Origin of the sequence: Vibrio marinisediminis (assembly GCF_014050145.1) — a bacterium.
Taxonomy (GTDB): Bacteria; Pseudomonadota; Gammaproteobacteria; order Enterobacterales; family Vibrionaceae; genus Vibrio; species Vibrio marinisediminis.
In genome coordinates, this window is record NZ_JACFYF010000001.1 from 710,664 (window position 1) to 724,060 (window position 13,397).

Annotated in this window: 14 protein-coding genes; 7 read left to right on the forward strand and 7 right to left on the reverse strand. The window is 43.5% G+C overall.

What is annotated here, in order from left to right:
- Positions 1-137: 137 nt before the first annotated feature.
- Positions 138-539: a YkvA family protein gene (locus H2O73_RS03260; protein WP_182106465.1), complete on the forward strand. Its 402-nt coding sequence runs from the start codon at positions 138-140 to the stop codon at positions 537-539.
- A 90-nt stretch (positions 540-629) separates the two neighbouring features.
- Here the strand turns inward: H2O73_RS03260 and H2O73_RS03265 are convergent, their stop codons facing one another.
- Positions 630-1,934 (reverse strand): dicarboxylate/amino acid:cation symporter, encoded by a 1,305-nt coding sequence (locus H2O73_RS03265; protein WP_182106467.1) that lies wholly within the window; start codon positions 1,932-1,934, stop codon positions 630-632.
- 420 nt (positions 1,935-2,354) lie between these two features.
- Here H2O73_RS03265 and H2O73_RS03270 point away from each other — a divergent pair, with 420 nt between their 5' ends.
- The 4 genes from H2O73_RS03270 (at position 2,355) to H2O73_RS03285 (ending at position 6,008) form a co-directional block, all read left to right on the forward strand.
- A complete protein-coding gene (locus H2O73_RS03270; protein WP_182106469.1) occupies positions 2,355-2,813 on the forward strand; it encodes a YaiI/YqxD family protein in 459 nt (152 codons plus the stop codon).
- 81 nt (positions 2,814-2,894) lie between these two features.
- Positions 2,895-3,410 (forward strand): ClbS/DfsB family four-helix bundle protein, encoded by a 516-nt coding sequence (locus H2O73_RS03275; protein ID WP_182106471.1) that lies wholly within the window; start codon positions 2,895-2,897, stop codon positions 3,408-3,410.
- An 84-nt stretch (positions 3,411-3,494) separates the two neighbouring features.
- The gene (locus H2O73_RS03280) at positions 3,495-4,163 is read left to right on the forward strand and encodes a class I SAM-dependent methyltransferase (protein ID WP_368737144.1); all 669 of its coding nucleotides are present in this window, start codon (positions 3,495-3,497) and stop codon (positions 4,161-4,163) included.
- A 222-nt stretch (positions 4,164-4,385) separates the two neighbouring features.
- Positions 4,386-6,008, forward strand: a complete 1,623-nt coding sequence (locus tag H2O73_RS03285; protein ID WP_182106475.1) for a sulfatase-like hydrolase/transferase — start codon at positions 4,386-4,388, stop codon at positions 6,006-6,008.
- 82 nt (positions 6,009-6,090) lie between these two features.
- Here the strand turns inward: H2O73_RS03285 and H2O73_RS03290 are convergent, their stop codons facing one another.
- Both H2O73_RS03290 and H2O73_RS03295 read right to left on the reverse strand, forming a co-directional pair.
- Positions 6,091-6,537: a hypothetical protein gene (locus H2O73_RS03290; RefSeq protein WP_182106940.1), complete on the reverse strand. Its 447-nt coding sequence runs from the start codon at positions 6,535-6,537 to the stop codon at positions 6,091-6,093.
- 15 nt (positions 6,538-6,552) lie between these two features.
- A complete protein-coding gene (locus H2O73_RS03295; protein ID WP_182106477.1) occupies positions 6,553-6,984 on the reverse strand; it encodes a c-type cytochrome in 432 nt (143 codons plus the stop codon).
- A gap of 153 nt (positions 6,985-7,137) precedes the next feature.
- On the opposite strand from H2O73_RS03295, the gene H2O73_RS03300 reads away from it, so the two are divergent.
- Both H2O73_RS03300 and H2O73_RS03305 read left to right on the forward strand, forming a co-directional pair.
- A complete protein-coding gene (locus H2O73_RS03300) occupies positions 7,138-7,773 on the forward strand; it encodes a cytochrome b/b6 domain-containing protein (RefSeq protein ID WP_182106479.1) in 636 nt (211 codons plus the stop codon).
- A 15-nt stretch (positions 7,774-7,788) separates the two neighbouring features.
- The gene (locus H2O73_RS03305; protein WP_182106481.1) at positions 7,789-8,217 is read left to right on the forward strand and encodes a MarR family winged helix-turn-helix transcriptional regulator; all 429 of its coding nucleotides are present in this window, start codon (positions 7,789-7,791) and stop codon (positions 8,215-8,217) included.
- Here H2O73_RS03305 and H2O73_RS03310 read toward each other — a convergent pair.
- From H2O73_RS03310 to H2O73_RS03325, 4 genes are all read right to left on the reverse strand, one after another.
- On the reverse strand, positions 8,214-8,882 hold the full coding sequence (locus tag H2O73_RS03310; RefSeq protein WP_182106483.1) for a glutathione S-transferase N-terminal domain-containing protein: 669 nt from the start codon (positions 8,880-8,882) through the stop codon (positions 8,214-8,216). The two genes, H2O73_RS03305 and H2O73_RS03310, sit on opposite strands and share 4 nt — an antisense overlap.
- Positions 8,882-10,033 carry a YbfB/YjiJ family MFS transporter gene (locus H2O73_RS03315; protein ID WP_182106942.1) on the reverse strand — a complete coding sequence of 384 codons (1,152 nt, stop codon included), beginning with the start codon at positions 10,031-10,033 and terminating at the stop codon, positions 8,882-8,884. Before H2O73_RS03315 ends, H2O73_RS03310 begins: the two co-directional genes overlap by 1 nt.
- A gap of 273 nt (positions 10,034-10,306) precedes the next feature.
- Positions 10,307-10,615 carry a c-type cytochrome gene (locus H2O73_RS03320; protein ID WP_182106485.1) on the reverse strand — a complete coding sequence of 103 codons (309 nt, stop codon included), beginning with the start codon at positions 10,613-10,615 and terminating at the stop codon, positions 10,307-10,309.
- An 84-nt stretch (positions 10,616-10,699) separates the two neighbouring features.
- A complete protein-coding gene (locus H2O73_RS03325; protein ID WP_182106487.1) occupies positions 10,700-13,396 on the reverse strand; it encodes an arsenate reductase (azurin) large subunit in 2,697 nt (898 codons plus the stop codon).
- Between the last annotated feature and the right edge of the window lies 1 nt (position 13,397).

Consider the following 13,397-nt stretch of genomic DNA (forward strand, 5'->3'; position numbering starts at 1 on the left):
ATACATGGAAACAACCAGCGTTAATTTTGTGTTCATCTTAGCTGTTTTACTATGTGAGATATAAAGCTATCTCTCAATTCCCATCTCGTGCGAGAAAGGGGGATTAGAGAGTGATTACGTATCATGAGGAGCTAACGATGACTTCGTTAATTCAAAATAATGCCGCTGTATTAAGCACAATTTCTCAGCCAAACCTAGAGGCAGAGTTAACGCAATTAGAAGCGGCGCCAGATGAGCGAACCTTTTGGCGTAAGATGACCCAGTCAGCCAAGAAAGTGGGTGAAGATATAGCGGTTATGGGGATCAAGTCTTGGTTAGCCGTTGTCGACTCCAATACATCAGTTCGTCATAAAGCCGTTCTTGGTGGTGCATTGGCGTACTTTGTTTTGCCAACCGACATGGTGCCAGATGTGATGGCAGGTGTGGGCTTTACTGATGATATGGCGGCACTAACTCTAGCGGCAAACTCAGTTGGTAGTGCCATTACCGAGCAGCATGAACAAAAAGCGCGTGAGAAGTGGCACTCGATGACAGAGTAATGATTAGCAGATTTGTCGAAGGCTAAAATAAAAATCCACCTTATCAAAGGTGGATTTTTATTTAATGAACAAGCAGGCTAGGTGAGTACCTTAAGCATCAGCGCGCTTTAGATGCACTTCTTCTTCCGCCACTCCAGCTTCAGGATCATTAAACTTGGCTTCGTCTAGCGCACCTTCAGATTTTGCGACAATAATAGTGACAGCGCTGTCGCCAGTGATGTTCACGGCAGTTCGAATCATATCCAACAGTCGGTCTACACCCATAATAAGTGCAATACCTTCAAGAGGGAGCCCTACTTGGTTAAGAACCATGGCTAACATCACCAATCCAACTCCCGGAACACCGGCAGTGCCAATAGAGGCAAGCGTCGCTGTCATGATCACCATCAGGTAATCCGTCATGGTTAGATCTATGTTGAATGCTTGAGCAATAAAGGCCGTCGCGACGCCTTGCATGATCGCCGTGCCATCCATGTTCACTGTTGCCCCAAGTGGAACAGTGAATGATGAGATGCGGTTATCAACCCCCATGCGATGTTTGGCTGTTTCCATCGTTACTGGAATTGTTGCATTAGAGGAAGCGGTTGAGAAGGCGAACATAATCGCATCTTCCATTTTGCGTAGGAAGGTAATTGGGCTTAGACCTGTAAAGCCTTTCAACATCACGCTGTAGGTGACCAAACCATGTAGGAGCAGTGTCCCTGCCAGCACTAAGAAGTACTCTGCTAAGTTAATGATGGCGCCCAGACCGATGTCGGTAAAGAGTTTTGCCATTAAGAAGAACACGCCAAATGGTGCGAGATTCATCAAAATAGCAACCAACTTCATGATCACTTCGTTAAGATCGGCGAAGAAATCGGCAATGCGTTCGCCCGGTTTACCTGCCGCACTTATTGCAACACCGAACAGCACCGCAAATACAATCACTTGCAGTGTCTTCCCTTCAGCCATCGCACTTATTGGATTGGTCGGGAACATATCTATGATCACTTGACCTAAAGAGGGAGCTTGCGCTGAGCTAAATGTTCCAGCGGCGGTTAGGTCTGCGCCTGCACCTGGTTGGAATAGAGTACCCATGGTGAGCGCGAGTGTGATCGCGACTGCCGTGGTTGTGATATAGAAAGCAAGGGTTTTGCCGCCCATACGACCTAAGGTGGAAAGGTCTTTGAGAGAGCTGGTTCCGCAAACTAGTGAAACGAACACTAGTGGCACAACAAGCATCTTTAAGCTGGCAACGAAAATTTTACCGCCAACTTCAAATAATCCATTTACTACGTATTCGTCAACAAATCCATTATCTGCAAATAAGGCTCTAATCGCAAAGCCTGTCAAGATACCCGCTACCATGCCTAGAATGACACGACCGGTTAGCGACATCGGTTTCTTGGTATTCATTTTGAACACTCCTTATAGTGATTGCCCATCAATGGACAGGGGCGGGAGATTAGCAGTGGATTTGCCGGATCAAAAAGTAAAATGGTTAGATTTGAGTTGCTAACGTGATCTAAATCACGCTTAAAGTGTGATTCATTGTAGAGATATGTGTATTTATATTGATAAATTCATCAAAATCATGTGTATATATGCTTATTGTGATGTGTTTTGTTGCCCTTATTTTTTCAATTCGTTGCCTGCTTTGAGCTATTAGAGGCGAATTAACATCAATTAGGTTGGGTCGATGACGTTGGAGTGAGGTTATAGTGCTGGTATATAAATACCTGTCGCTCTCATGTGGAATTCTATTTTGCTAGAGTTCCATGTCTAATTTGGAAATTTGTCGCTACAATACGCTCACGCCAAGAAAGAGAGATTAAGATGAAAATTTGGGTTGATGCGGATGCTTGTCCGGTTGTAATTCGTGACATTTTGTATAGAGCTGCGCAGCGTACTGGAGTAGAGGTAACGTTAGTTGCCAATCAATTTATTCGCACGCCAGCGGCGAGCAATATCACCATGGTTCAAGTTGAGGCTGGTTTTGATGTCGCAGACAATGAAATTGTTAGACGCTCTCAAACCGGGGATTTGGTCATTACCAGTGATATTCCACTTGCAGATGAAGTGATCACCAAAGGTGGGCATGCGCTTAGCTCTCGCGGCGAGTTGTTTACCAAAGAGAACATAAAATCGCGTCTAAATATTCGTGATTTTATGGAAACGATGCGTAGCAGTGGTATCCAAACCGGTGGACCAGCGCCTTTGAATCAAAACGATCGTCAACAGTTCGCTAACCAACTAGATAAATGGCTAGTGCAATGGCAACGATCTCAAAAGTAATATTCATTTTACTACATCGATCAATTTTCTAATTCAATCAAAACGTTATGGTGACCAGCTTGTCCAATAAGAGCTGTCACCATGAGTACCATCGCAACAAACCAATCTGAGTTATATCACGCCATACACGATAATTTCGCCAAACTGTTAGCTGACTATCAACGCATTTCAGCAGAGATGTCCCGTGATTGCGGGGTTGAAGGTCATATTAAAAACACCAAGATTTCTGCATCTGATACGCTGGCATACTTGATTGGTTGGGGGCAACTGGTTTTACAGTGGCATCATTATCGTAGCCAAGGTTTGCATGTTGATATGCCTAAAACCGGTTTCAAATGGAACCAACTTGGTATGCTGGCGCTGCATTTCTATCGTCAATATCGAACTTGGCAATACAAAGACTTATTGGCTGAGTGGGAGAAGACAACGACGCAGATTTTGCACTTGGTTGGCTCACTTGATGATGAAACTCTGTATGGAAAAAGTTGGTACGATAAATGGACGCTAGGACGGATGATTCAGTTCAATAGCGCCTCGCCGATGAGAAGCACACGCACCAAAGTTCGCCGCTTTATGCGCCAACAGCAAATTATTTGAGAATAAGTCACATTTCGTTTTAAATGTCGTAGCGACGTCCTTCCGTTGGATCTATTCTTCGCCAATTAGAATAAAAAACAAGCAATGTGGCATCTTGTAATTTGCAATTCCAAGGAGCGTGAAATGGAAAATAAGTGGGAAGAGTTCGCCAAAAATTTTGAAGACAACAATAACTACGTCGTTGGAATTAAAGATATTAATCGAGTGAAGCAGCGCTTAGAGCAGCACAGTAAACTCGGATCTTTGCTTGAGCTTGGTTGTGGCAATGGGACTTATACCGCCAGTTTAATAGATGCCGCGAAAAGCATTGTGGCAACGGATTTGTCTCAACCTATGCTGGAAGTGACCAAAATACGTTTTGAGCATGAACCGAAAGTGTTGGTGGAACAAGCCGATTGTTTTTCTCTTCGTTATAAAGACGCCAGTTTTGATACGGTATTTATGGCCAACCTGTTACATGTCATTCCGCAACCGCTCAATGCATTACAAGAGTGCATGCGTGTACTTAAACCCGGAGGTCAGCTGATTGTCGTCAGTTTTACCCTGCATGACATGAGCTTTTGTAATAAGTTGGCGCTAAAATACCGCTATCTTCGTAAATATGGCGCGAAATCTGGCAATAGTACGTTGATGACTCCTGTGCTCGCTCATGAATTGGCCGCCAGCGCCGGATTCCAAAACGTCACTACAGAGATGCTAGGCAAAAGAGTCAAGGCTGTGTATCTAAATGGTAGCAAAGGAGAACGAGTATAGATTCTTTTCTTTTTCGAAACTGCCTGAGTAGTACTACTGTACCAAAAATATGAAATAGGCTAGAATTTGGCACTATTTATCTTGTACTTGGCTGATTGGTTTGTATGAGTGTTGTTCAATGAACGGCGTGTAACTTAATCTATTGCTGTGAATATTTAGTTTGTGGTTTACAGGTGTTGGATAGTCGTTGGTTGATTTCTGCTAGTTTTTTAAGTTGTATGTATGTTACTAAAAGTTAAATCATTTTTCTTTGAAAATAAAATTATAGCGATATCGATTTTTTTGTTTTCATTTTTAATAACCACTTCTGAGATTTTAATAAGAGACTATTATGGTATCGCTCAATTACCAAATGTGATAGTTCCATTTTTCTATAATTTATTACTTGGTGTAATTCTGCTTACGGCCAGTTCATCGATTGTAGCACTAATTTATGTGATTTTTATTGTTACAATATTTGCTATTCAATATTCAAATATTGGTTATTTTGGATATTGGATTTCGCCAATGGATATTTGGCTTTTGTTTGAAAAAATGACGGAAGTTGTTCAAGCTGGCGTTAGTGTTATAAGTCATAGTTATGTTGTTTTGGCTATGATATTTTTAGTTTCTTCTTCAACAATTTTGATGCTTGTTCTGAGGCGGATATTACACAATAAATATAAATCAGTTAGTGTTATCGGATTGGTAGTATTACTATTTTATCCAGTAAAAATGACTATCGATAAAGACGTCGAACTGGGTCGTCTACCAAAAATATCCCATTCAGTTGTAAAGACATCAATTTATACGATGGGTTATTTTGTTGGACACACTTTTCCTGAAGAAGTATTAGGTCTTTCTTCTGTACCTTCGGTCAAGCGTGACGAGCCAATAAAATTGAGAGATCCAATATCAGATAATATTATATTGTTGATGGGAGAAAGTTTATCTTCTTCATTTATGAGCGTTTATGGCTTTCAAAAGCCGACAACTCCATGGCTGGAACAACAAAAGCAGCAAGGAAAAGGTTTTTTTAGTGAGGGGTTTTCTGGGGGGCTGTTTACTGATGTCAGTGTACCATATTTTTTTAATATGATCGAAAAACCGAACGCTTTGCAACAAATATCTAGCGGAGATACTAATATTTTCCGTCTCGCGAAGGAGCAGGGGTATGAAACATATTTTTACTCGAGTCAGATGAGTTCAGGTTTGGCATTGGTTTCTTCATTAGGGACATCTTGGATTGATCATTATGCAGATGCAGAATCTATAACAGGAGATAGGAATAAAGCTGTAGATGACAGTCAGTTGATCACATGGTTGAAGGAAGTAAACACTGGATCTAAGAAATTCATTGTGTTAAACCCTAGTGGTTCTCATGAGCCTTATATACTTAGGTCTCCCCAGGAAATGAAAGTATTTGGTCAAGACTCAATTCAGAACGAATATTATAACAGTGTTTACTACACAGATTATTTGATACGAGAATTACAGCGTGAGACTTCATTATTTCCTGGTTCGTGGACATTTATTCTTACATCAGATCATGGACAAAATATAACGGGACGTACAGCAGGTAAAGGTAGTTTTGATTTTGTCAGCAATTATTTGGTTCCAATATATATTGATTCAAATAGTGAGGAAGTTATGCATCTTACACGTTCAAGATTAGGGTCATGTAACATCAGTTTTCAAGTACAGCTATCTTCTTTAGTTGCTGAGTTCATAGGTTATGAAAACGAATTTACTAGTTGTGATCAGGGTTTTGTCTCTGGTAAACGTCGCACGGGTAATTCTGGTTATATGCAGCTAACAAAAGAAACAGATGGCAGTGGATACAATTCAAAAATGATTTTCCATTAGAATCTGATGCGCTAACGGCTTACAGACAAAAAATGCACACTTTTTGGTGTGTATTTTTTTGTCTCAACGAGTACCTATAGGGTTAGACGCTTTTTTTCATAGAAAGCACATCACGCAAGTTGAGCGCCATTAGTGTGAGATTGACTGCGCCAGCGATCAACTCGATTGCTTGAATCGTGTAAAACGTGCTGCCAAAGTCACCTTGGCTGGAAAGTGAATTTAAATACAGTGCGGCAGGTAGCAAAATCACTAAACCGTTAATGGCAATGATCGGCATGCGTTTTTTCTTTCTGCCAATAGGACCGACGCCCATTTTAGCGTGAGGTGCCATCTTAGCGCCCGTTGCACCGGTAATTGCCATTAGAGGAATTAATCCCCAAACTGCGTATGAAATGACGCTCTTTACCGTCGCCACAGCTTGTTGACTGGCAAACAATTCACTGATCAATGTCGAGGTGAAAAAGCATGCGATGGTTAAAAAAGCGAGTATTGCGCAGGTGCGATGTACAACTTTAATGGTCTTTTTCATCATCTTTACTCCTGATTACCAGCGTGAACGGTAGTTTCTGTGGCAACTACGACAGGTGTCTTGTGCGGAATCGATAGCCTCTTCAGCCATTGATGGGTTTTGTTGTTCGCTTGCTTGGTACAATTCAATAAAGCCTTGATCCATTTTAGTCATTAATTGTTGGAACTGTTCAGGGTCTTGCCAGATTTTTTCGCTGGCTTTGCTACCAGTTTGGCTACCTTCAGGGAAACTGTGTTTTAGCGTCTCACTTGCCGATTGCAGCTTCGTAGCAATTGCTGTTAGTTCGCTCCAGTTGGTCTCTTTACCGTCGAGCGTATCTTCTGCCTTCTCGAGTTGTTGCTCAATATTGCTAAAGGCTTGTTGACGGCTTTCAATAATCGTAGAGCTGTTATTCGCCCACGCAAAGCAAGGCAATAGAAGACCCAATAAGTAAAGTTTGTTTTTCATTGTATTCATTCTCTGATCATGTGATTTGTAATTAATTTACACAACAATAGTTGCGTGCGCAATGGTTGTTGTGTAAATTAATTTAAGAACAAAGAGGAGACGTCGATGGAATGAGTCTTAACTTATTGAATTTGGCTTATTTGTAGGTAGAGAATGAAAGTTAAAGTTTGGGATATTGCTACACGTGTTTATCACTGGGTACAGGCTGCACTGTTTATCGCACTGCTAATGAGTGGCAATTCAGGCAGTGGTCCCCATGTGCAATTAGGTCTAGCCTTATTCGTGTTGGTGATATGGCGCTTGATGTGGGGAATCATTGGTAGTGAGACGAGCCGTTTTAGTAGCTTTGTCACCTCTCCACTGAAAACTTGGCGTTATATTACAGGTAAGACGAAAGCAAAATTGGGTCACAACCCGTTAGGTGCATGGATGGTTGTCATGCTGATTGTTGGATTATTGGTTCAGTGCATCTCAGGTTTAGCGCTGTCAGGTCTGCTAGACAATTTACCTTTGGCGAGTATATGGTTAACTGATGACGTTTTTTCTTTATTAGAACAAGCTCATATCGTGTTAGCTAAGCTTCTACCTTTGTTGGTCGTTTGCCATCTTATTGCGATCTTGGTGTATAAACTTCGCGGTAAGGCATTGCTAAAAGCGATGTTTACGGGTGTGCAAATAATGGATGAACCCGTGCTTGCGCCTAATTTTGTACGCCAGCGTTATGCTTTTTTGCTGCTAGTTGTTGCGACATCAGTTACCATGGCAATAGTTGCATTTTCAATATTCTAATTAATGGTCTAATCAATGAGTAATAAATTTGATCGACAATCGAGCTTCGGCTGGATGGTTAATGTGGTTGCCAATAAGGCTGAGAAGTTGTTCGAAGCTGAATTAAAGAAACATGGTCTAACAGTTGCGTTGTGGCCAACTATGATGTGTTTGTGGGAAGAGGAGGGTGTTACTCAGCGAGATATTGCTGAAAAGTCTAAAGTAGAAAACTCCACCACAACACGGACTTTAGATAAATTGGAGAAGTTGGGGCTAGTTGAAAGACGCGATGATCCCAATAGTCGCCGCTCTTATCGCATTTATCTTACAGAGCAGGGGAAAGCGATCAAAGAAACTCTAATCCCAATCCCTGTGGCTGTTAATCAACAAGTACTCAGCAGTCTTAATGAACAAGAGCAAAAACAGATCATCGCACTATTGCAGAAAATGGTTGCCGCGATTTAATCACCATTTATCTTTAAAGCTATATCATTATTGACTAAGTCTTTGAATACTGGTTGAGTTGCTAGCGCATCGAGGCTTACAGTTTTGAGGTGTTTAGCGAAAGGAGAGTTATGCATGAACGCATTAATTGGCTGTTGCGCACATCTCTCAAATATCGCACTGTGGCGAAAGGCGATGTAATCAAGCGCGCAATGTAAATACAAAGTCGCTAATGTTGGTTGCATCGCTAAGTGCCTATACTGTCCATCGAGTTGCTGGTTTAGCTTAAGCAATGCTAACTCTAAGCCTTGGACCGCTCGGGAACTTAACTCGTTAGGCTGCTCAATAAATCGCCCTAGAGCGACAGACTTAAACCCAACCTCCATCAACGTCTTGCTTAACCCCATTAAAGACGCTTCAACTTCATTTTCTAATTGCGGTAATTGAATTGTTTCAGGCTTGAATTTCGCCACTAAGAAATGGCATATAGCGAAACTTTCGACCACATTAGTACCGTTTTCAAGTTCCAAAGCCGGGATCATGCAAAAGGCGTTAACCTGTTTTAATTCTGCTGGAGAACTCCAAGGGTCGACCCACACCAGTTGGAAATCCGAATTCCCAGTTATCACAGCAGTGATCAATGCGACGCGCGAGAATGGTGACGTTTCATTTAGGTAGAGGTTCATTAACACTCCTTGTTCTGATGGTTGTGATTCGATTGGCTGAACTTGATACACAATAGTGCCACTATTAGCGCGGCGCTGCTGAAAGCAAACAGTGGTTGGTAGCTATTCATGCTGGGAGCTAAGCCGGCATAGAGGTAACCAAACCCACCTTGTGAGAGAGCAAAAGCCATGGTTAACATCCCCCAAGCTTTGGTATTAAGCTCATAGCCGACACATTCGAGCGAGTAGGCAGAGATGAGTGCAACGGTTCCCGTTGTAAATAATCCAACTATAAGAGATGAGAGCGCCAAAGCAGTGCTGTGCGTTGACACTAATGGCATGATTACACCAATTGATTTTAATAAAAAAGCCCAGCAAAGCGCTGATTTCAAGTTGAATTTGTCACCTAGCACACCAGCTAATAGTGGTCCTAACGCAGCACCAATACCAAAGATTGCCCACATAAAACCACCGAAAGCCAATGATTTCCCAAGATCGCGAACAATAAAGTCGACCCAAAATAAGGTATGCGGTAGGTAACCCAGCGCATCCAGCGAATAGGCAATCACTAACATTAGTAGCGTCGATTTTTTCGCGCTCGACAGTGTGGACAATTTGGCACTCGAAGTCGCGTAATCGGCTTTGAGATCGCTTATCGACCAGGTTCTCCAACTGAGCGCACTGGCGAGCAAAGTGATGAGCCCCAAAACCAACCAAGCCGCAGAGATACTGGTTGAAATAATCAAGGGTAGTAATGTACCAGCAAGCATGACGCCTAAGCCAACACCAGAAAAGATGATGCCACTCACGCGAGCTTTCATTTCAGGTCGATGCAGTCGAACAATAAGAGGTGGGGCAAGTATCATTAACATTGCACCAGTGGTTCCTGCAATGGCTCGAAGTACAAAATAGTAGCTAAAGGGCGCATCTTGAATGGCGCAACCTAAGAAGCTAAAACTGCTGAGTAGCATTGCAATGCGAACTAAAAAGACAACATTAAGATATTTGGTGAGGTAGCTACTGGCGGGAGCGCCAAGGATATAGCCAAACAGAGTGGCGGCACCAAGATATGAAGCTTCACTGGCATCAAACCACCCCGCATGAATTAGTGCCGGCATCATGGCGATATAGGCAAAGCGACCAATACCCACCCCAACCAATGTGGCGCTCATTCCAGCTAAAGAGTAAGGGTTGATTAAATTTGAATGTGTGTGAGAGGTTGCTGAGCTTAGCACGAAAATTCCTTATTCCATCGAGTCGTTTGCCTCATTCTGATGACAAACGAACAGCAATTTTCTCATCTATGGTGCTTTGCTGCAGTTAGCCTTTAGTCCAAGTTTTTTTAAAGCCATGTGATATCGATTGTTCAGCTACGTTGTTATGGTCGTAAAAAAGCAACCACGAAACGGGGCGTGTGGTTGCTTTGGCTAAGAAGAATTTGAGGGCTATAACTTTGAATAAAATGCTGAGATGTCTTCAATATCTTGGTCTGTTAGTGCGGCGACCATTGCATTCATGGTGGGGTCCTTTCGGCTGCCATCTTTAAACGCTTTGATTTGCTTAACCAGATAGCCTTTTTTCTGCCCTGCTAGGTTTGGGTATAACTCAGTCGGGGAGATGCCATTTGCACCATGGCAAGCTGTACAGGTGACGGCTTTGGCTTTGCCTGCTTCGCTATCTCCTGCGATGGCATAGCCTGAAGCTGCGACGGCTAGGATACTACCTACGATTATAAAACCTACTGCTCGCTTCATCTTCATCCTCCTTTTGACGAATAGACATTGCGTGATCAAACTAGAAAATGAGCGCCAGAGTCCCTACTCTCTGGCGCTCCGCGGTCAAACGATATTACGTGGAGCGAACGAGAAAGCTCTAAACTCGTTCTTGTATTTCGATTCACCGAGTTTCTTAATGTTGGCGACCCCCATCTTGAAGTTGTAGTTACCTGATATTTGGTCAACGACACGTGTGGTGAGTGAGTTAGATGGTTGACGCATATCGATCATGTTGGCGTACAAGCAGCCTTTCTTAACCGCTGGAGTGACAATTGCCACTGCCGTTACGGCGGCTTTATCCAGTTTGATATGACCATTCTCCATTAATTTACTGAACTGGAAGTCATCACCGTGAACACCCAAAATTGTATCTTTGAAGTTGGCGACTCGATCGGAATACATCATCACTTGGTCACCCGATTCAATGCCACGTTTCTTAGCATCATCAGGATGGATCTCTACCCAGTTTTCAGGCCAGCGCTGGATCACGTAAGCTCTGCGTTCTACATCATCAAAACCAGATTGCCAGATCTCATTGATTCGACCGTTAGAGAACCAAAGCTCATCTTCTTTTGGTTGTAGCCACTCATAGAAGTCACTAAACAGATCCCACGGGTGTTTTTGCAGGTTCACTTTACCGGTTTGGCTATTAAAGTGAGTCAGCTGTTTTTTCAGTACATTGGCGCCTTGAGGACCGTCTGTCAGACCTTTTTCTGCCAGCTCTGCTTCAGTCATTTCGGTATCGTGTAAACGCTTAGTACCGACTAGTTTTTTGGTGTCATAGTTGTAAAAGACGGGACCTTGAATGCCGTCTGTACCATATTCACGCAGTTTTTCGTGCAGCGTTTTGCCTTCTTCATGCGCCGCGACTTTAATCATGTGGAAATCTTTGCGGCTGCCACGACTAAAGCGCGATGCTTCTTCGGCGACTTGGTTGGAGTTATCCCAATCAAATCCGTCATAACCCATACGCGTAGCGAGTTGGCTAATGATCCACCAATCCGGTTGTGCATGCCCAGGGGCATCGGCAAATTTTTGATATAAGCGTAGGCGGCGCTCGCCATTGGCACGCATAAAGTCCACCTCTCCCCAAGTCGCAGCAGGGAAGACAATATCAGCAAACTTGGCGCCAATAGGGTCGCGTAGGTAGATATCTTGGTTGATGACGACCATGCCACCAGAGTCGGCACGTTTTTTCAGCGTATCGATGATCTCTTGTTTGTCATAGCTAAAGACTTGGTGAGGGTTAGCAACGGTCAGTTCCCAGAACTTTTTCTGCAAGCCTTGGCTACCACACATCGCTTGAATCCATGTAGTGCCAATAACATGAGAAAAACGAGTATGACCAGAGTAGAGATAGCGGTCTGTATCAATAGAGCGGCGACGGCGACCCGGAACTTTCTCGGGTGATTTATTGCGAGGCAGTTTACCGCCAGACTGACCACCTCGTTGGTGACCGCCAAAGCGCCCAACGACTTGACCTTCACGACCGCCAGCACCCACAATGGTTGCCAGTGAAGAAATCGCGTTGGTGTTACCGGTATTGTTTGACCAGTAGAAGCCTTTCTCAATACCAATCGAGGTTTTTGGTCTGACACCATTGACTGGTTTAGCGAGCATTTCCGCCGCTTTGTAAATCTTAGCCACATCAATACCAGCCACTTTGGCTGCGTACTCTGGGTCGTACTCTTTTTGCGCTAGGTTCCACTCTTTGTAGCCAGCAAAACCATTGGTTTGGAATTTGCCCCATGTGGTTCGCCACTGCCAAGGGGTGTTACGTGTGCCTTGTCCAAAGCCCGAGCTTGATTCCCATTTGTTATTGACCCAGTTTTGGATCCATTCGCTGTCTTCCCAACCATTTTCTAGAATCACTCGAATAATGGCGCCAACCACAAGGTTGTCTGAGCCGGGATTTAGATCGATATGCAAACCGCCTTGGTCTTTAAGCCAAGCGATGCCTGCGGTTTCTCGCGGGTTGAGCATGACTGTTTTCATACCATTTCGAACGGCGGGCATGATGAACTGAGTGAAGATAATGGTCTTTGTTTCGTATGGGTCGGTACCACAGATCATCAATGTATCGGCCGCGCCCCAATCATCATAACTTGGACCAAAGTTATCAAACCCTGCATCTCTAAAGCCCGGCGTCGAAGTAACGTCCGATGGGGTGTCATGGAAGGTAAAATTGGCCGTGTTGACATGACGAAGCGCGTATTTGGTAATCGCGTAGGTATTCTCAATGTATTGGTATGAGAATGTTTTCACCCCATAAGCATTAGCGCCATGGGTGTCGATAACATGTCGACCCACTTGAGCGGCAATATCTAATGCAAAGTCCCAAGGAACAGGTTGTAAGCTACCACCAATACGTACTAAGGGTTGGGTTAAACGGTCGCGAGTTCCTGTGGCGGGGTTGTAGAGTTTTTGAGCCAACAAGCCCCCGCGCATTGAAGAGTCGCCAGTTTTATTCACGGCGGTCGTGTCTTTATCTGGCACGACAACAATGTTATGTGGCTTACCATTGTGCATTACAACATTGTGCTGTGCAGGTGCTACCCAAGACTGGAGTGGTGCACTTGGAAAATCGATACCAAATGCGTTTTCACTGGCTTTTAACCCCCCATTGGCTTGCTCTAATGGCCAGCGATACACTTTGTAGCCACAGGCGACAATACAGTAGTCACATGCAGTGGTAATGACCTCAGCATTTTTGGGTGGCAGTGGCGCATGATCTTCTGGAATATAAAAATTAGTGGTCATG